Annotated in this window: 16 protein-coding genes; 4 read left to right on the plus strand and 12 right to left on the minus strand. The window is 66.9% G+C overall.

Annotation, left to right across the window (positions count from 1 at the left end):
• Positions 1 to 18: 18 nt before the first annotated feature.
• Both L880_RS0114305 and L880_RS0114310 read right to left on the minus strand, forming a co-directional pair.
• A complete protein-coding gene (locus L880_RS0114305; RefSeq protein ID WP_027476261.1) occupies positions 19 to 1,614 on the minus strand; it encodes a methyl-accepting chemotaxis protein in 1,596 nt (531 codons plus the stop codon).
• Positions 1,615 to 1,707: 93 nt separating this feature from the next.
• Positions 1,708 to 3,081: an amidohydrolase gene (locus L880_RS0114310; RefSeq protein ID WP_084461325.1), complete on the minus strand. Its 1,374-nt coding sequence runs from the start codon at positions 3,079 to 3,081 to the stop codon at positions 1,708 to 1,710.
• Positions 3,082 to 3,225: 144 nt separating this feature from the next.
• On the opposite strand from L880_RS0114310, the gene L880_RS0114315 reads away from it, so the two are divergent.
• Positions 3,226 to 4,380, plus strand: a complete 1,155-nt coding sequence (locus L880_RS0114315) for a helix-turn-helix domain-containing protein (protein WP_027476263.1) — start codon at positions 3,226 to 3,228, stop codon at positions 4,378 to 4,380.
• Positions 4,381 to 4,404: 24 nt separating this feature from the next.
• On the opposite strand, the gene htpX is transcribed toward L880_RS0114315, so the two are convergent.
• The 4 genes from htpX to rnk all read right to left on the minus strand — a co-directional run bounded on the left by htpX (position 4,405) and on the right by rnk (position 7,812).
• Positions 4,405 to 5,274, minus strand: a complete 870-nt coding sequence (gene htpX, locus L880_RS0114320) for a protease HtpX (protein ID WP_027476264.1) — start codon at positions 5,272 to 5,274, stop codon at positions 4,405 to 4,407.
• 200 nt (positions 5,275 to 5,474) lie between these two features.
• A complete protein-coding gene (locus L880_RS0114325; protein WP_027476265.1) occupies positions 5,475 to 6,311 on the minus strand; it encodes a DUF3025 domain-containing protein in 837 nt (278 codons plus the stop codon).
• The gene (gene pyrC, locus L880_RS0114330) at positions 6,296 to 7,327 is read right to left on the minus strand and encodes a dihydroorotase (protein ID WP_043329496.1); all 1,032 of its coding nucleotides are present in this window, start codon (positions 7,325 to 7,327) and stop codon (positions 6,296 to 6,298) included. The genes L880_RS0114325 and pyrC overlap by 16 nt, the downstream gene beginning before the upstream one ends.
• Positions 7,328 to 7,374: 47 nt before the next feature.
• Complete coding sequence (gene rnk / locus L880_RS0114335) at positions 7,375 to 7,812, minus strand: nucleoside diphosphate kinase regulator (protein ID WP_051443308.1); 438 nt, start codon at positions 7,810 to 7,812, stop codon at positions 7,375 to 7,377.
• A 466-nt stretch (positions 7,813 to 8,278) separates the two neighbouring features.
• Between rnk and L880_RS0114340 the strand changes: the two genes are divergently transcribed.
• The 3 genes from L880_RS0114340 (at position 8,279) to L880_RS0114350 (ending at position 11,245) form a co-directional block, all read left to right on the plus strand.
• Positions 8,279 to 8,833, plus strand: coding sequence for a TRAP transporter small permease (locus L880_RS0114340; protein WP_027476267.1), 555 nt, complete (start codon positions 8,279 to 8,281; stop codon positions 8,831 to 8,833).
• Positions 8,830 to 10,128: a TRAP transporter large permease gene (locus tag L880_RS0114345; protein ID WP_019574138.1), complete on the plus strand. Its 1,299-nt coding sequence runs from the start codon at positions 8,830 to 8,832 to the stop codon at positions 10,126 to 10,128. The genes L880_RS0114340 and L880_RS0114345 overlap by 4 nt, the downstream gene beginning before the upstream one ends.
• Positions 10,129 to 10,246: 118 nt before the next feature.
• Entirely contained in the window at positions 10,247 to 11,245 is a 999-nt protein-coding gene (locus tag L880_RS0114350; protein WP_245615165.1) for a DctP family TRAP transporter solute-binding subunit, read from the plus strand.
• 99 nt (positions 11,246 to 11,344) lie between these two features.
• On the opposite strand, the gene L880_RS0114355 is transcribed toward L880_RS0114350, so the two are convergent.
• The 6 genes from L880_RS0114355 to L880_RS0114380 form a co-directional block, all read right to left on the minus strand.
• The gene (locus tag L880_RS0114355; protein ID WP_019574140.1) at positions 11,345 to 12,082 is read right to left on the minus strand and encodes an amino acid ABC transporter ATP-binding protein; all 738 of its coding nucleotides are present in this window, start codon (positions 12,080 to 12,082) and stop codon (positions 11,345 to 11,347) included.
• A 26-nt stretch (positions 12,083 to 12,108) separates the two neighbouring features.
• Positions 12,109 to 12,774: an amino acid ABC transporter permease gene (locus L880_RS0114360; protein WP_043329500.1), complete on the minus strand. Its 666-nt coding sequence runs from the start codon at positions 12,772 to 12,774 to the stop codon at positions 12,109 to 12,111.
• Positions 12,774 to 13,499, minus strand: a complete 726-nt coding sequence (locus L880_RS0114365) for an amino acid ABC transporter permease (RefSeq protein ID WP_027476269.1) — start codon at positions 13,497 to 13,499, stop codon at positions 12,774 to 12,776. Before L880_RS0114365 ends, L880_RS0114360 begins: the two co-directional genes overlap by 1 nt.
• 113 nt (positions 13,500 to 13,612) lie before the next feature.
• Positions 13,613 to 14,512, minus strand: coding sequence for a transporter substrate-binding domain-containing protein (locus L880_RS0114370; RefSeq protein WP_027476270.1), 900 nt, complete (start codon positions 14,510 to 14,512; stop codon positions 13,613 to 13,615).
• Positions 14,513 to 15,024: 512 nt separating this feature from the next.
• Positions 15,025 to 15,981, minus strand: a complete 957-nt coding sequence (locus L880_RS0114375; protein WP_027476271.1) for a LysR substrate-binding domain-containing protein — start codon at positions 15,979 to 15,981, stop codon at positions 15,025 to 15,027.
• Positions 15,982 to 16,016: 35 nt separating this feature from the next.
• Positions 16,017 to 16,958 carry a 2-hydroxyacid dehydrogenase gene (locus tag L880_RS0114380; RefSeq protein WP_027476272.1) on the minus strand — a complete coding sequence of 314 codons (942 nt, stop codon included), beginning with the start codon at positions 16,956 to 16,958 and terminating at the stop codon, positions 16,017 to 16,019.
• Positions 16,959 to 16,969 lie beyond the last annotated feature (11 nt).

Consider the following 16,969-nt stretch of genomic DNA (forward strand, 5'->3'; position numbering starts at 1 on the left):
AGCTCAGGCGGGGTCAGTTCAGCTCAGCCGAAGCGGTGGCGCCGCCCCGGCCGTGCCCGGCAGACGGAAGGTTTCCACCAGGTCCGCCAGTTGCTGGGCCTGGCTGCGCAGGCCTTGCGCGGCCGCGGCCGACTCTTCCACCAGCGCGGCGTTCTGCTGTGTGATCTGGTCCAGGCGCACCACCGCCTCGTTGACCTGACCCAGCCCGGTGCTCTGCTCGCGCGCCGAATGGCTGAGTTCGGCCACGATGGTGCCCACCCGCGCCACCGAATCCACGATGTCCCCCATGGTGGCGCCCGCCTGCTGCACCAGTTGGGCACCGGTGCCCACCTCGCTGACGCTGCTGGCGATCAGGTCACGGATCTCCTTGGCGGCGGTGGCGGCGCGCTGGGCCAGCACGCGCACCTCGCCCGCCACCACGGCAAAGCCGCGACCCTGCTCACCGGCGCGGGCCGCTTCCACCGCCGCATTCAAGGCCAGGATGTTGGTCTGGAAGGCAATGCCATCGATCACGCTGGTGATGTCGGCGATGCGGCGCGACGAGCCCGAGATCGCGTCCATGGTGGCCACCACACGCTGCACCACCTCGCGCCCCTGAACCGCCACCTGGCTGGCCGAAGCGGCCAGGCCTTCGGCCTGCTGGGCCGAATCGGCGCTGTGCTGCACCGTGCTGAGCAGCTCTTCCATGCTGGCCGCCACCTCTTCGAGGTTGGAGGCCGTCTGCTCGGTGCGGGCTGAAAAATCGTTGTTGCCCGCCGCGATCTCGTGGCTGGCGTTGGCCACCTGGGCGCTGGCGCTGCGCATGCCGGCCACCAACTCCACCAGGCGCGACTGCATGTGGCCCAGGCGCGCCAGCAAGGCCAGCACCTCGTCGCGCTGGCCGGCCTGCTCGGCCGGCACCGGCTGGGTCAGGTCGCCCTGGGCGATGCGGGCCGCCAGGCCCGAGGCCTGGTCCACCGGGCGCAGGATCGAGCGGGCCAGCCACAGGGCGCTGACCACGCTCAGCAGCAAACCCACCACCGAACCCGTGACCAGCAGGCTGATGCCCTGGCGCTGGCTGCTGAGTGCGGCAGTCCGGGCCTCGGCCACGCGCTGGCGCTGGTGCTCAGCCAGCTGATCCACCGCAGCGGCATAGCGCTCGGCAGCGGGTCGCAGCAGGGTGCGGATCGCGTCTTCTGCGATGGCCTCGCCGGCCGCTCTTTGCTTGACGAGCTTGTCGCGGGCTTCGCGAAAGGCGTTGCCGGCCTGGTCGATGGCCGTGAACAGATCGCGCGAGGCCGCATCGGTGGCCAGCGCATCCAGGCGCTTGCGCACCTCGGCCGAGCGCGCCGAGGTGGCCTTGCGGTCGGCATCGATGCGGGCGGCGAAGGCGGGGTTGTCAATCAGCAACAGGGTCTCAGCCCGGCTGGAGCTGATGACCACGATGGCGTGCAACTCGCGCGCCAGCAGGGCGCGCTCGGAGGAGTCCCCGCCCAGGTCGTCCGCAATGCCTTGCAGCTGGACCAGGCGCCACACGCCGATGCCCGCTGCCAACGACATCACCAGGCACACCACACCAAAGGCCAAGGCCAGGCGCGGGGCCAGGCGAATCCGGGACGAATCCAGCAAAGCCATACCGAAGCTCCAAGAGGGGTGACAAAGGGAGCACCAGAATAGTTCAGCGGTATGACACTGCCAAGTGGAATTTCCGTGGCCTGCCGCGCCAACTCAGCTTCGGTTGAGGAAATCCAGCGCCAGCACGCTCAAGGAGCGCACCCCCATGGGCAGTGCGTCTTCGTTGAAATCAAAGCGCGGCGAATGGTTGGAGGGCGCCGTGGCGGCCTGCTGGCCCTTGGGGGTGGCGCCCAGGAAGTAGAAGAAACCGGGCACCACCTTCTGGAACTCAGAGAAGTCTTCCGAGCCGCTGATCTTGGGCACCACGACCGCCTGACCGTTCATGGCCTGCTTGAGAGCAGGCACCGACGCCTGGGTGAGCGCGGGCGAGTTCACGGTGACCGGGTAGGCCACCGGGCCAAAGCGCACCTCGGCCTTGGCGCCGCTGCTCTCGGCGATCAGCTGGGCCGTGTTGCGGATGCGCTTTTGAGCATCGCTGCGCATGGCCTCGTCAAAGGTGCGCAGGGTGCCCTGCATCTCCACCTTGTCGGGGATGATGTTGAAGCGGGTGCCTCCGTTGATGGCACCAATCGTCAGCACGGCCGGTTCTTCACTGATGTTGAGCTGGCGGCTCACGACGGTCTGCAGGCCCAGCACCACCTGGCTGGCCGCCACGATGGGATCGACCCCGGCCCAGGGCGCCGACCCATGCGCCCCGCGGCCCAGCACATTGATGTAGATGTCGTCGGCGCTGGCCATCAGCGGGCCGCTGCGGTAGCCGGCCACACCGAAGGGAATGTTGGCCGTGAGGTGCAGGCCGTAGATGGCCTGCACGTCCTTGAGCACGCCCTGCTCGATCATGGCCTTGGCACCGAAGCTGGGGGAAACGCCCTTGGCATCCGGCTCGCTCGGAGCGCCTTCTTCGGCGGGCTGGAAGATGAAGCGCACGGAGCCGTGGATCTGGCCCTTCATGGCCACCAGGGCCTGGGCCACGCCCATCAGGATGGCGGTGTGGCCGTCGTGCCCGCAGGCGTGCATCACCGGCACCTCCTTGCCCTGGTACTGCGCCTTCACCTGGGAGGCAAAGGGCAGGCCCGTGCCCTCGGGCACGGGCAGCGCGTCCATGTCGGCACGCAAGGCCACCAGCTTGCCCGGGTGGGCGCCCTGCAGGGTGGCCACCACGCCGGTGCCCCCCACCCCGGTCTGCACGCTCAGACCCAGGCCGCGCAGGTGCTCGGCCACCAGGGCCGCCGTGCGCAGCTCCTGCCCCGACAGCTCGGGGTGGGCATGGATGTCGCGCCGCCAGGCCACGAGCTGGGGCGACACCTTGGCGATCTGCGCATCCAGCGCCTGCAGGGTGGACGCATCCACCCCCTGGGCCTGCGCGGCCGAGGCCAGGGCCAGCAAGACGCTGGTGGCGGCCCAGCGGGCACGGGAGGCAGCCGCCAAGGCGGCACGACGGGACGAAGACGGTGAGCGCAGTTTCATGAGGGGGTTCGCCTTGGGCTGTTGGAAAACGTCCATGCTAGGGCCGCTCGTGTCACACAGAGGGCGCTGAAATCGCCATTGCTACAGCCAAAATAGCCACTGACCAAACTGCCAGCACAACGCCCGCCGTCTCTTAGCAAAACCATGCCGTCCACCCGCACTCCAACCACCGCCCTGGCACCCCACCAGGGCTTGCATGTGGACATTCCGCTGCTGCCCCGGGCCACGCTGGGCAGCGCCCTGACGCTGATCGATCTGCTGCGCACGGCGCGCATGCTGGCCCAATTGCGCCTGGGGGCGCTGGCGCCCCCCATCAGCTGGCGCCTGCTCACAGCCGAGGGCGGTGCCTGGCCACCGGCCCCACCTGCAGCCTCACCCTCGGCCTCACTCGCGGCCCTGCACCCGGCGCTGCCCACCCTGGCCTCCCGTTTTGAGGATTACCTGGGCAGTGCCCCGCCCAGCGGACAAGGCGCCATTCAACACGCCGTGTTCCTGCCCCCCATGCATGCGGCCGACATCCCCAGCGTGCGCAGCCTGGTGCGGGGCCAGGGCGCGCTGGTGGCAGCGCTGCGCCAGGCCCTGGACGCCGGCGGCCTGCTGGCCTGCCAAGGCAACAGCGCCTGGCTGGCCGCCGCCACCGGACGCGCTGCGGGCCGTGCGCTGGTGCTGCCCTGGTTCTACGCGTCGGCGTTCCGGGACGAGCATCCGGACGTGATGCTGGTGGCCGATCAGGCCTGCGTGGCCGAGGCGCCCTGGTTCAGTGCTGCGGGTGCCGAGCAGTTGGGCGGGCTGGTCTGCGCCCTGCTGGAGCACAGCACCGGGCCCGGTCTGGCCCAGCTGTGCCGCCCGGCCTTCGAGTTCGACCCCGAGCGCAGCCGGGCCGCAGCCCAGGCCAGCACCCAGATCCGCAAGACCCGGGACAGCACGCTGGCGCGGGCCATCGCCTGGCTGGAGCAGCACCTGGAGGCGCCCTACGACCTGGCCACCTTGGCGGCGGCTGCGGCGGTGAGCCCACGCACCCTGCTGCGGCATTTCCGCCAGGAGTTGGGCCGCAGCCCGCTGGACCAGTTGCACCGGATGCGCTGCGCCCGCGCCCGGGTGATGCTGGAGATCACGCTGGAGAGCGTGCCCACCATCGCGTTGGCCTGCGGCTACAGCGACCCCCATGCCTTCCGGCGGGTGTTTGCACGCCACTGCGGGTGCACGCCTTCGGCCTACCGAGAAGCGCATGCGCTGCGGGCCCCGCGGGCCCGCTGGCGGCTGGACCCGGCGCAATGGGACAAGCAGGCCCTGTTGTGAGCCGACAAGGATCAGCCGGCAGGATCAGCTGGCCTGGAGGCGCGCGATGCGCTCTTCGATCGGCGGGTGGGTGGAGAACAGCTTGCCCAGGCTGCCGGTGATGCCCATGGCGGCCACGCTCTTGGGCAGCTCACCCGGCACCATGCCGCCCAGACGGGCCAGGGCATGCACCATGGGCTGCTTGCGCCCCATCAGTTGGGCCGCACCGGCATCGGCACGGAACTCGCGCTGGCGCGAGAACCAGGCCACGATCATCGAGGCCAGGAAGCCCAGCAGGATGTCGAGCACGAGGGTGGTGATCATGTAGCCGATGCCAGGGCCCGAGCGCTCGTCGTCGCCCTTGCGCAGAAAGCTGTCGACGGCATAGCCGATGACGCGCGACAGGAACACCACAAAGGTGTTCATCACGCCCTGGATCAGGGTCATGGTGACCATGTCACCGTTGGCCACGTGGGCGATTTCGTGGCCGATCACGGCTTCGACCTCTTCACGCGTCATGCCTTGCAGCAGGCCGGTGGACACCGCCACCAGGGCTGAGTTCTTGAAGGCGCCAGTGGCGAAGGCATTGGCCTCGCCTTCGTAGATGCCCACCTCGGGCATGGCGATGCCGGCCTTTTCAGAGAAACGGCGCACGGTGTCGACGATCCAGGCCTCGTCGGGCGACTGGGGCTGGTTGATCACGCGCACGCCCGAGGTCCACTTGGCCATGGGCTTGCTGATCAGCAGCGAAATGAAGGCACCGCCAAAGCCCATGATCAGGGCAAAGCCCAGCAGCGCGCCCAGGTTGAGGCCATTGGCCGTGAGGTAGCGGTTCACGCCCAGCAGGCTGGCCACGATGCCCAGCACCACGACCACGGCCACGTTGGTGAGTACCAGCAAAAGAATACGTTTCATCAAAGCTCCATCTAGGGTTGTCGGACAGGTCTTGGAGACCGGGCCGCCGATCAGGCGGGCAACCGGCTCCCAGGGCCCTTGCGCAATGTGCTTTGTTGTGTGGTGCTTTGTGCAGGCCTGCGCAGGCCTTGTTCCGAAGACGGATCTTAGTGGGAAAAGTTCCTGCGGAATGACCCTGCGAAATACCCCTGTGCGCTCGTTCAATGCGCACGGTGACGGTCATGGGCCGCCCCCGCACCATGCACCACGCCACGCCCCGCTTCCAGCGGGCGTTGGCGGGCCGGCCGGAACACCCAGCTGTCCTGGTAGAAGCCCGGCTGCTCGTTGGCCGCCCACCAGCCCGGCACCCCGAGCACCGGCAAGGGCGCGAAGGGCTTGGTGGCCAGCTTGGTCGGTGTCAGATCGGCCGCCAGCCAGGCGTCCAGGGCCGCGGGGTGGAAGTCGCACTCGCCCGGCACGCGCCAGACATGGGCCGTGATGGCCTTGTAGGGGCGCACCAACTGTTCCAGCAGGGCGTGGCCGAACAGCAGCAGCCGGGCCTCGCCCCACAGGGGCCGCAAGGGCCCGAACAGATCGGCCCAGCGGCGCTCCTGCAAGGCTTGCCACACCGGGTCAGGGGCCTGCAGCAGGGCGGCGTTCTCGTCAAAGACGGTCAGGGCGTCACGCACGGGCCCGCGCAGGGAGCGCCCGGGGGCCGGGCCCGGGGCAGGACGGGCCAGCTCACGCACATGCAGTCGGTTGAGCTGCTGCTTGGCCAGAGGCCAATGCAGCCAACACAAGCCGTTGAAGAAGTCGTGCAGGTTGTCGCGGGTGGGCACCAGGCCCTGTTCGTGGATGCCCTGCTCATAGGCGGCGGCACCGGCGGCCTGGGTCTGCGGCTGGAAGCGGCACGCCAGCCCGGCCGCCTGGGCCGCCTGGTTGAGCCCATCAGCCACCGAAGCCCCGGCCAGCGCCGTGGCGGCCAGCGGCTCGCCGACGGCGCGCCAGGGGGCCAGCCAGGGGGCCTCCCAGTCGATGTCGATCAGACCAGGCGCCAAGGCAGGGCTTCGCCGGCGCGCAGCGGCTTGAGTTCGGCCTGACCGAAGGTGAAGCTCTCGGGCGGGGTCCAGCTTTCGCGCTTCAAGGTGATGTGGCCGGTGTTGCGCGGCAGGCCGTAGAAATCGGCCCCGTTGAAGCTGGCGAAGGCTTCCAGCTGATCGAGCCGGCCCACGCGGTCAAAGGCCTCGGCATACAGCTCGATGGCGGCGTGCGCGGTGTAGCAGCCGGCGCAGCCCGTGGCGTGCTCCTTCAGGTGGGCCGGGTGCGGCGCGCTGTCGGTGCCCAGGAAGAAACGGGGGTTGCCACCGGTGGCCACTTCCACCAGGGCCTGGCGGTGCGTTTCGCGCTTGAGCACGGGCAGGCAGTAGTAGTGCGGGCGGATGCCGCCGGTGAAGATGGCGTTGCGGTTGTACAGCAGATGGTGGGCGGTGATGGTGGCGCCGGTGAAGCGGTCGGCCGCCTGCACGTACTGGGCGGCTTCGCGGGTGGTGATGTGCTCGAACACGATCTTGAGTTCCGGGAAGTCGCGGCGCAGCGGGATCAGCTGGGTCTCGATGAACACGGCTTCGCGGTCGAACAGGTCGATGTCGGACGAGGTGACCTCGCCATGCACCAGCAGCAGCAGTCCCTCGCGCTGCATGGCCTCGAGCGTGGGGTAGATCTTGCGCAGATCGGTCACACCGGCATCGCTGTTGGTGGTGGCCCCGGCGGGGTAGAGCTTGCAGGCCACCACGCCGGCCGCCTTGGCGCGCACGATCTCCTCGGGCGGCAGATTGTCGGTGAGGTACAGCGTCATCAGCGGCTCGAAGCTCATGCCGGCCGGCACGGCGGCGCGGATGCGGTCCCGGTAGGCCAGGGCCTGCTCGGCCGTGGTCACCGGTGGCTTGAGGTTGGGCATGATGATGGCGCGCCCGAACTGGGCGGCCGTGTGCGGCACCACGGTGTTCAGCGCGTCGCCATCGCGCACGTGGAGGTGCCAGTCGTCGGGGCGGGTGATCTTGAGGAGGTCGGTCATGGGCGGGGATTTTCGCATTCCTGCGCCAGCCCGGGCTCAGACCAGGCTCAGACCGTGAAATGCCCCGCCGCCTCGGGTTGGTACTCGATGGACACGATGATCCAGCAGGCCTCGCGGCCGTCCGGGGTCTGCCACTGCACGGGCTGGCCCACCGGCCAGCCCAGCAGGGCCAGGCCCACGGGTGAAAGCACCGACAACTGGCCTTTTTCGGGCTGGGCCTCGGCAGGATAGGCCAGCGTGATGTGGCGCAGCGGCCCGCCATCGACGGGCTGCACCGTGACGCGTGACTGCATGGTCACCACCCCGGGCGGGATGTCGCGCGAGGGCACGACGTCCGACTCGTCCAGCACGGTGGCCAGGGCGCTGGCCAGGGGTTCGGGCAGGGGCTGGCGCTCACGCAGACGGCGCAGGCGCACCTCGTCGAGTTCGGTCAGCACGCGGTGTTCGGCCGAAAAGGGGCGGGAAGCAGAGGGTTTGGAATCCATGGTCAGTTCGCTCAGGCAAGAATTCAGACAGAGAGGCGCCGGCGTGGACCGGCCGGCTCGGTGGCTGGCGGCCAAGCTTCAAAGGCCAGGCCGCACTGGAGGCCCGGCGATTCAGCCAAAGGAACGAACGAATCACCGGGCTCGGGGGTCTGCGGCGGGGACGCCACGGCGCAAGGGGTGAAGTCGGATCGGATTCATGGGGAGGGATCTTAGAAGCGGAAGGCCGCCGCGGTGTTTCAACCTGTAAATGACATGGAATGAACCACGGGCCTCGGCGGTACTGCCGGGGACAAGACGCTACAAATGGTAAGACGATAATACCGATGCGCGCCTGGTGGATTCACCGCTACCATCGCCCGCGGTCGTCGCCGAGGCTGTTATCCGGGCCCTGCAGCGAACTGACCCTCTGCTGCGCTCCATCCGTGTGCCGCGTTCCTGCGTTCTTTTGCCAACCCAGTTGCCCAACATGTCCTCTTCTTCTGCCAAGCCGCCCGAGCTTGACCCCGCCGCCCTGCCCGAGCCCGAGGCCGACGAACCCACGCGCGTGCCCCTGGCCGTTGAAGACTGGCTGACTGTGCTGATCATGGCGGCCCTGGCCCTGATCACCTTTGCCAATGTGCTGGTGCGCTACTTCACCAATTCGTCGTTTGCCTGGACCGAGGAGTTCTCGGTCTTTCTGATGATCGTGCTGGCCCTGGTGGCCGGGTCTGCTGCGGTGGCGCGTGACCGCCACATCCGCATCGAGTATTTCTCGGACAGCGGTTCGATGGCGCGTCGGCGTGGCCTGGCCTGCTTTGGCGCCCTGATGGTGGCCTTGCTGTTCGGTGTGATCGCCGTGCTGAGCGTGCGCGTGGTGTGGGACGACTACCGCTTCGGTGAAACCTCGCCCGGCATCGGCGTGCCGCAGTGGTGGTATTCGATGTGGATGCCGATCATCTCGGCGGCCATCAGCCTGCGGGCCTTTGGCCTGTTCCTGCGCCGCCTGCGCGGTGCCGTGGCCGAGGTGGAGGCGCAAGCATGATCGCCACCCTGCTGTTCATCGCCTTCCTGGCCATGATGCTGGCCGGCGTGCCCATCGGGGCCTCGCTGGGCCTGGCCGGTGCCGCCGCCATCGCGGCGGCCAACCTGGACGCCCAATGGTTCGGCCTGCTGGCCGTGCCGCAGAACTTCTACGCCGGCCTGGGCAAGTACCCGCTGCTGGCGATCCCGATGTTCGTGCTGGTGGGCTCGATCTTCGACCGCTCGGGCGTGGCCCTGCGGTTGGTCAATTTCGCAGTGGCCATCGTGGGGCGTGGCCCCGGCATGCTGCCTCTGGTGGCGATTGCCGTGGCCATGTTCCTGGGCGGCATCTCGGGCTCGGGCCCGGCCAATGCCGCCGCCGTGGGCGGCGTGATGATTGCGGCCATGTCGCGCGCCGGCTACCCGGCCAGCTTTTCGGCCAGCGTGGTGGGCGCCGCAGCGGCCACCGACATCCTGATCCCGCCCTCGGTGGCCTTCATCGTGTACTCGGTGCTGGTGCCGGGGGCTTCGGTGCCGGCCCTGTTTGCCGCCGGCATGGTGCCGGGCGTGCTGGCCGGCCTGGCCCTGATCGTGCCGGCCGTGTGGATGGCGCGCAGGCACAAGATGGGCGCGCTTGAATCGAGCCTGCCGCGCCCGGCGTTCTGGAAAAGCCTGCGCGAGGCGGTGTGGGGCCTGGCAGCCCCGGTGCTGATCCTGGGCGGCATGCGTGCGGGCTGGTTCACCCCGACCGAGGCGGCCGTGGTGGCCGTGTTCTATGGCTTGTTCGTGGGCATGTTCATCCACCGCACCATCCAGTTCCGCGACCTGTTCGTCATCTTGCGCGAGTCGGGTGAGCTGTCGGCCGTGATCCTGATCGTGGTGTCGCTGGCGGGCATCTTTGCCTACTCGCTGTCCACGCTGGGCATCATCGACCCGGTGACCCGCGCCATCGTGAACTCGGGCCTGGGCGAATACGGCGTGCTGGCCCTGCTGATCCTGCTGCTGATCACCGTGGGCATGTTCCTGGACGGGGTGTCGATCTTCCTGATCTTCGTGCCCCTGCTGCTGCCCATCGTGCAGTACTACAAATGGGATCCGGTGTGGTTCGGCGTCATCCTGACGCTGAAGGTGGCATTGGGCCAGTTCACCCCGCCGCTGGCGGTCAACCTGATGGTGTCCTGCCGCATCGCCAAGGTGCGCATGGAAGAGACCGTGCAATGGGTGGGCTGGATGCTGTTCTCGATGTTCCTCATCATGGTGCTGGTGATTGCCTTCCCCGAGCTGGCCCTGTGGCTGCCGCGGCAGATGGGCTATTGAGCGCGCCCTGCCTCTCTAATTTCGATTCCGATTCCGTTCCCTACCGATTCGACCCAAGGAGACCTTCATGACGAAAAACACTTTCCAGACTTTCAAGCGCTCGCTGCTGGCGCTGGCCATGGGCAGCCTGGCCCTGGCCGCGCTGCCGGGCACGGCCTCGGCACAGAACTACAAGTCCGAGTACCGCATGTCCCTGGTGCTGGGCCCGGCCTTCCCCTGGGGCAAGGGCGGCGAGATCTGGGCCAACAAGGTGCGCGAACGCACCCAGGGTCGCATCAACATCAAGCTCTACCCGGGCGTGTCGCTGATCCAGGGCGACCAGACGCGTGAATTCAGCGCCCTGCGCCAGGGTGTGATCGACATGGCCGTGGGCTCGACCATCAACTGGTCGCCCCAGGTCAAGCAGCTCAACCTGTTCTCGCTGCCCTTCCTGATGCCCGACTATGCGGCCGTCGATTCGCTGACCCAGGGCGAAGTGGGCAAGAGCCTGTTCAAGGTGCTGGATCAGGCCGGCGTGGTGCCCCTGGCCTGGGGCGAGAACGGCTACCGCGAGATCTCGACCTCCAAGCTGCCGATCAAGAAGCCCGAAGACCTCAAGGGCCTGAAGATCCGCGTGGTGGGCTCGCCCCTGTTCCTGGACACCTTCAGCGCCCTGGGCGCCAACCCCACCCAGATGAGCTGGGCCGATGCCCAGCCCGCGCTCGCCAGCGGTGCGGTGGACGGCCAGGAAAACCCGATCTCGATCTTCACCGCCGCCAAGCTGCACACCGTGGGCCAAAAGTACGTGACGATGTGGGGCTACATCTGCGACCCGCTGGTGTTCGTGGTCAACAAGGACATCTGGAACTCCTGGACCCCGGCCGACCGCGAGATCGTGCGCCAGGCCGCCATCGATGCCGGCAAGGAAGAGACCGCCCTGGCCCGCAAAGGCCTGGTCGAGGCCGACAAGCCCCTGCTCAAGGAGATCGCAGGCCACGGCGTGAACGTGGTGCAACTGAGCCCGGCCGAGCGCGAAGCCTTTGTGAAGGCCACCCGCCCGGTGTATGACAAATGGAAGAACACCATCGGTGCCGACCTGGTCACCCAGGCCGAAAAGTCGATCGCATCACGGAAGTGATCTCAGGCGGGCGGCCCCTTGGGGCCGCCATGCAGGAAAAAAGCCCCGCCGGGAATCCCTGGCGGGGCTTTTTTCTGGGCGCGTGCAGCGCGGCAGGCCTCAGTGCTGCAGGATCTTGTTGAGGAAGTCCTTGGTGCGGGGCTGGCGTTCTTCGGGCTTGTTGAAGAAGTCGTCCTTGGAGCAGTCCTCCAGGATCTTGCCGCCCACGTCCATGAAGATCACGCGGTTGCTGACCTTGCGCGCAAAGCCCATTTCGTGCGTGACCACCATCATGGTCATGCCTTCCTTGGCCAGGCCCACCATCACGTCGAGCACCTCACCCACCATCTCGGGGTCGAGCGCGGAGGTGGGCTCGTCGAACAGCATCACGATCGGGTCCATAGCCAGCGCGCGTGCAATCGCCACACGCTGCTGCTGGCCGCCCGACAGCTGACCGGGGAACTTGTCCTTGTGGGCGATCAGGCCCACGCGTTCCAGGTACTTCAGGCCCTGCTTCTTGGCCTCGTCGGCACTGCGGCCCAGCACCTTGACCTGGGCAATGGTCAGGTTCTCGGTCACCGACAGGTGCGGAAACAGCTCGAAGTGCTGGAACACCATGCCCACATGGCTGCGCAGCTTGGGCAGGTCGGTCTTGGGGTCGTGCACGGCCGTGCCATTGACGTAGATCTCGCCCTTCTGGAAGGGCTCGAGCGCGTTGATGGTCTTGATCAGCGTGGACTTGCCCGAGCCCGAAGGCCCGCACACCACCACCACTTCGCCTTTGTTGATGCTGGTGGAGCAGTCATTCAGCACCTGAAAGCTGCCATACCACTTGGAAACATTCTTGAGTTCAATCATGGAAATTTCTCACTCTCAATACCGCGTCAGCGGATGATGGCAATCTTCTTGTGCAGGTGCTTGACCAGCGAGGACAGGGCAAAGCAGATCACGAAATAGACCACGGCGGCGAGCACGTAGGCCTCGATCGGGCGGCCGAAGTTCTTGCCCGCGGTCTCGAAGCCCTTGAGCATGTCGTAGGCGCCGATGGCATACACCAGCGAGGTGTCCTGGAACAGGATGATGGTCTGCGTGAGCAGCACCGGCAGCATGTTGCGGAAGGCCTGCGGCAGGATCACCAGCTTCATGTTCTGGCCATAGGTCATGCCCAGCGCCTGCCCGGCAAAGACCTGGCCGCGCGGAATCGACTGGATGCCGGCGCGCATGATCTCGCTGAAGTAGGCCGCCTCGAAGGCGATGAAGGTGATGGTGGCCGACACCTCGGCCCCGATGGGGCGCCCGATGGCAAACGGTGCCAGCAGGAACACCCACAGGATCACCATGACCAGCGGAATGCTGCGCATGCCGTTGACGTAGATGGTGGCCGGCACATCCAGCACCTTCTTGCCAGACAGGCGCATCAGCGCCAGCACCGTGCCGAAGATCACGCCACCGATGGTGGACACGATGGTCAGCAAGATGCTGAAGTAGAAGCCCTTGGCAACGAACTTGCTGATCAGGTCCCAGTTGTAGAAAGACAGGTCGAAGTTCATCAGTGACCCCCTCCGGTACCGCCCTGGACGATGAAGCCGGGCACGCGCGAACGCTTTTCGATGAAGGCCATGAGCCGGTTGATCACAAAGGCCGAGATCACGTACAGGCCGGTCACGGCGATGTAGATCTCGATGCCGCGCGAGGTCTCTTCCTGCGCCTGCATGGCGAACATGGTCAACTCTGACACCGACACGGCAAAAGCCACCGACGAGTTCTTGAAGATGTTCATGGTCTCGCTGGTGAGCGGCGGAATGATGATGCGAAACGCCATCGGCAGGATCACATAGCGGTAGTACTGAGCCGTGGTGAAGCCCAGCGCCATGCCCGCATAGCGCTGGCCGCGCGGCAGGGCCTGGATACCGGCACGCACCTGCTCGGCGATCCGCGCCGAGGTGAAGATGCCCAGGGCCAGCACCACCAGGATGAAGCTGGGCACCTCTTTGAGGGCCGGCACAAATGCCGGGATCACGTGGTACCAGAGGAAGATCTGGACCAGCAGCGGAATATTGCGAAACAGCTCGACCCAGGCATTGCCGAGTCGGGTGAGCCAGGGGCTCTCCGGCAGGGTGCGGATGGTGCCGATCACCGAGCCCAGGATCAGGGCCACCGCCAGCGCCAGCAGCGCCACGGACACGGTCCAGCCCCAGGCCGACAGCATCCATTGCCAGTAGGTCGGGTAAGCCCCGCCGGGGTCTTGCAGGAAGACTTCCCATTGCCAGTTCATGGCCATACAGGCTTCTCCAGTTTGAAAATTGAAAACAAGGAACTGCCCTGGCCCACGCGGACCAGGGCGAGCGTCACGTCACCCAGAGGGCGGGCGGACGCCGCACGACGCCATCACTTCTTGGCGTAGTCTTCGGCAGGCTTGTCGTTGGGGTTGGCCCAGGCAGCCTTGGTGGCTTCGCTGGCCGGCAGGCCCACGCGGGTGTTCTTCGGCGGGATGGGTTGCACAAACCACTTGTCGTACAGCTTGGCCAGTTCACCCGACTTGGCCAGTTCCTTGATGGTGTCGTCGCCGAGCTTCTTGAAGGCCGGGTCGTCCTTGCGGACCATGATGCCGATGGGCTCGACGTTGAGCACTTCGCCCACGATCTTGTAGTCGGCCGGGCTCTTGGAGGTGGCGATGTTGCCAGCCAGGATCTGGGCGTCCATCACGAAAGCGTCGGCGCGGCCCGATTCGAGCAGCAGGAAGCTGTCGGCGTGGTCCTTGCCGAAGACTTCCTTGAAGTCGACGCCGGTGGCGCGCTCATGCTTGCGCAGCAATTGCACGGAAGTGGTGCCCGTGGTGGTGGCCACGTTCTTGCCATTGAGTTGGGCGATGCCGGTGATGCCCGAAGCGGCCTTGACCGCGATGCGCACTTCTTCGACATAGGCGGTGTCCAGGAAGGACACGTCCTTCTGACGGGCCACGTTGTTGGTGGTCGAGCCGCACTCGATGTCCACGGTGCCGTTCTGCACCAGCGGGATGCGGTTTTGCGAAGTGACCGAGACGTACTTCACTTCCAGCTTCTTGCCCACGGCCTTTTCGACGTTGGCGACGATGCGCTGGCACAGTTCGACGTGGTAGCCGGCGTACTTGCCGTCACCCAGCGTGAAAGACAGGGCACCCGAGGAATCGCGCACACCCAGGGTGATGGCGCCCGACGCCTTGACCTTGGCCAACGTGTCGTTGGCTTGGGCCAGGACGCTGCCCGTCGCCAGGGCGGCGACTGCGAAAGCGAGCAAATGTTTCTTCATGGAATCTCCTAGGAATGGGAACGATGAGATTAAGGGAAGGGTAAATTTTAGGGAACCAGCACCCAGGGAATACCCGGCGTCCCGGCATGCAAAAAGTGCACTGAAGGAATCATTTCCTGGCCAGTCCGGACTGCGCTACCCCTCCGACACGCCTGCCCGCCACCTCAGCGGCAGAGCTTGACTTGTGGACGGTCCAGACAAGCAGCCTTTGTGCCAGGGTAAGCCACAAATGCAATGGATCAGACAGAATCAGGGAAAACGTGAGCCACCTTGGGCATCGCGGCGCACGCCGCAACGGCATCCGGATGAACGGTAGGCAGGGAAGAAGAAATGGCTTGTCTCGGCACCGTGACGCATGGTGATGGTCCTGTTGTTCTTGGAACCCGTCACGCCTGTGTCTTGGACAGGCGGCAGGTTGGTGGGCCCAGACTGTAGAGAAGCGCCCGACCCAAGGCCAATGCCGGATTAAATGGGCCTCATGCAAAAAAAGCATGAGCCACTCTCGCGCCCGCTCAGACCGATTCGTCCGGACGCACCGTGTTGGCCACCAGGTAGCGCCACAGGGCTTCTGCACGGTCCTTGGGGGCCTCGCGCCCGGCCGCTTGGGCGGAGGGCCGCTCGCGGTAGGCGCGCAACTCCATGGTGATCTGAAGGGGCGGCGCATCGGGTGGCAGAGCACTGACCAGGCGCCGGGCCCGCAGGTCCTTGCGCACCGCGCTGAAGGGCAGAAACGCCACGCCATGCCCTTCCAGTGCCATGGCCTTGAGGCCTTCGGCCATGTCGGTCTCGTACACGCGGTCGAGGTGGATGGCGGTGCCCGACTGCTTGAGCATCAGCTCGACCATGCGCCCCAGGTAGGCATCGGGGGCATAGCCCAGGTAGGGCAGCAACTGGCCCGGGCGCCCCGGCAGCAGGTACATGGGCCGGCCCTCGGCGTCGGGCTTCACATAGGGGGCCAGCACCTCCTGGCCCAGGCTCACCATGTCGTAGCGGTCGGGGTCGATCTGGAAGGGCTGCGAGGGGTGGTAGTAGGCGATCAGCAGGTCGCAACTGCCTTCGACCAGGCGCAGCACCGCATCGTGCACATTGAGGGCGATCAAGCGGCTTTTGAGCGGCCCGAACTTCTCGCGCAGGCTGGTCACCCAGGTCGGGAAGAAGGTGAAGGCCAGGGTGTGCGGCACCGCAAACTCGACCACATCCTTGCCCACGCTGGTGTGGCCGCGCAGCATGGCCCGGGTGGTCTGCAACGACTGCAGCATCTCCAGCGACTGGGCGTACAGCGTCTCGCCGGCCGGGGTCAGCCGCGTGGGGTAGGAGCTGCGATCCACCAGATCCGCCCCGGCCCAGGCCTCCAGGGCCTGGATGCGGCGCGAGAACGCCGGCTGGGTCACGTGCCGCAATTGGGCCGACCGGCTGAAACTGCGGGTCTCGGCCAGGCTGACGAAGTCTTCAAGCCATTTGGTTTCCATGGGGGGCGATTATGAGCCGCCCCAGCGCGTGCTTGTCACACCGGCGCCACCACGCCCTGCCCGGAGTAATGCCCCTTGACATTGGCCAAAAACTGGTTGACCGAGCGCTGCACGGCCTCAGGCGACCAGCCGGCCACATGGGGCGTGAGCACCACATTGGGGAGCCCGATCAGATCGGCCGGGGGTTGCGGCTCGCTTTCGTACACATCCAGGCCGGCCGCGCCCAGGCGGCCCTCTCGCAGGGCCAGCGCCAGCGCGGCGGTGTCGACCACGCTGCCGCGCGCGATGTTGACCAGCACACCGCGGGGGCCCAAGGCTTCGAGCACCGGGGCATTCACCAAGTGCTTCGTCGCCGCCCCACCCGGCGTGGCCACCACCAGAAAATCGGCCCACTCGGCCAGGGCCTGCAACTGGTCGAAGTAGCGGTAGGCCACGCCCTCGCGGGGGCTGCGGTTGTGGTAGCCCACCTCGATGTCAAAACCCTCGGCCCGGCGCGCGATCTTGCGCCCGATGGTGCCCAGGCCCAACAGGCCCAGACGGCGGCCCGACACATTGGGCGGCAGGGGGATGGCCTCGCGCCAGACACCCTGGCGGGTCAGGGTGTCCAGCCGCGGGATGCCGCGCACGGCCGCCAGCAGCAGGCCCAGGGCGTGGTCGGCGACGCAGTCGTCATTGGTGCCGGCACCATTGGCCACCACCACCCCGCGTTGGCGCGCATGGGCCACATCGACCATCTCGTAACCCGCGCCCAGGGCGCAGATCAGTTGCAGCTGGGGCATGCGGTCCATCTCGGCCGCGGTCAGCCCCACCGCGCCCACGGTCAGCACCACCTGCACCTGGGCCCCGTGCTCGGCCACGGCGGCAGCCCGCTCGGCCGGGCTGGGGGCGTAGATCACCTGCAGCAGCTCGGCCATCTGGGCGCGGTGTTCTTCAGACAAAAAGTGCAGGGCCAACAACAAGGGCTTGGTCGGATTCATGGCAGAAACTC

This window comes from Curvibacter gracilis ATCC BAA-807 (assembly GCF_000518645.1).
GTDB classification, from domain to species: domain Bacteria; phylum Pseudomonadota; class Gammaproteobacteria; order Burkholderiales; family Burkholderiaceae_C; genus Curvibacter; species Curvibacter gracilis.

What these genes read in the sequence shown, in the direction of transcription:
- L880_RS0114305 (WP_027476261.1), bottom strand. Translation starts at nt 1,614, where the DNA reads ATGGCTTTGCTGGATTCGTCCCGGATTCGCCTGGCCCCGCGCCTGGCC.
- L880_RS0114310 (WP_084461325.1), bottom strand. Translation starts at nt 3,081, where the DNA reads ATGAAACTGCGCTCACCGTCTTCGTCCCGTCGTGCCGCCTTGGCGGCT.
- L880_RS0114315 (WP_027476263.1), top strand. Translation starts at nt 3,226, where the DNA reads ATGCCGTCCACCCGCACTCCAACCACCGCCCTGGCACCCCACCAGGGC.
- htpX (WP_027476264.1), bottom strand. Translation starts at nt 5,274, where the DNA reads ATGAAACGTATTCTTTTGCTGGTACTCACCAACGTGGCCGTGGTCGTG.
- pyrC (WP_043329496.1), bottom strand. Translation starts at nt 7,327, where the DNA reads ATGACCGACCTCCTCAAGATCACCCGCCCCGACGACTGGCACCTCCAC.
- rnk (WP_051443308.1), bottom strand. Translation starts at nt 7,812, where the DNA reads ATGGATTCCAAACCCTCTGCTTCCCGCCCCTTTTCGGCCGAACACCGC.
- L880_RS0114340 (WP_027476267.1), top strand. Translation starts at nt 8,279, where the DNA reads ATGTCCTCTTCTTCTGCCAAGCCGCCCGAGCTTGACCCCGCCGCCCTG.
- L880_RS0114345 (WP_019574138.1), top strand. Translation starts at nt 8,830, where the DNA reads ATGATCGCCACCCTGCTGTTCATCGCCTTCCTGGCCATGATGCTGGCC.
- L880_RS0114350 (WP_245615165.1), top strand. Translation starts at nt 10,247, where the DNA reads ATGGGCAGCCTGGCCCTGGCCGCGCTGCCGGGCACGGCCTCGGCACAG.
- L880_RS0114355 (WP_019574140.1), bottom strand. Translation starts at nt 12,082, where the DNA reads ATGATTGAACTCAAGAATGTTTCCAAGTGGTATGGCAGCTTTCAGGTG.
- L880_RS0114360 (WP_043329500.1), bottom strand. Translation starts at nt 12,774, where the DNA reads ATGAACTTCGACCTGTCTTTCTACAACTGGGACCTGATCAGCAAGTTC.
- L880_RS0114365 (WP_027476269.1), bottom strand. Translation starts at nt 13,499, where the DNA reads ATGAACTGGCAATGGGAAGTCTTCCTGCAAGACCCCGGCGGGGCTTAC.
- L880_RS0114370 (WP_027476270.1), bottom strand. Translation starts at nt 14,512, where the DNA reads ATGAAGAAACATTTGCTCGCTTTCGCAGTCGCCGCCCTGGCGACGGGC.
- L880_RS0114375 (WP_027476271.1), bottom strand. Translation starts at nt 15,981, where the DNA reads ATGGAAACCAAATGGCTTGAAGACTTCGTCAGCCTGGCCGAGACCCGC.
- L880_RS0114380 (WP_027476272.1), bottom strand. Translation starts at nt 16,958, where the DNA reads ATGAATCCGACCAAGCCCTTGTTGTTGGCCCTGCACTTTTTGTCTGAA.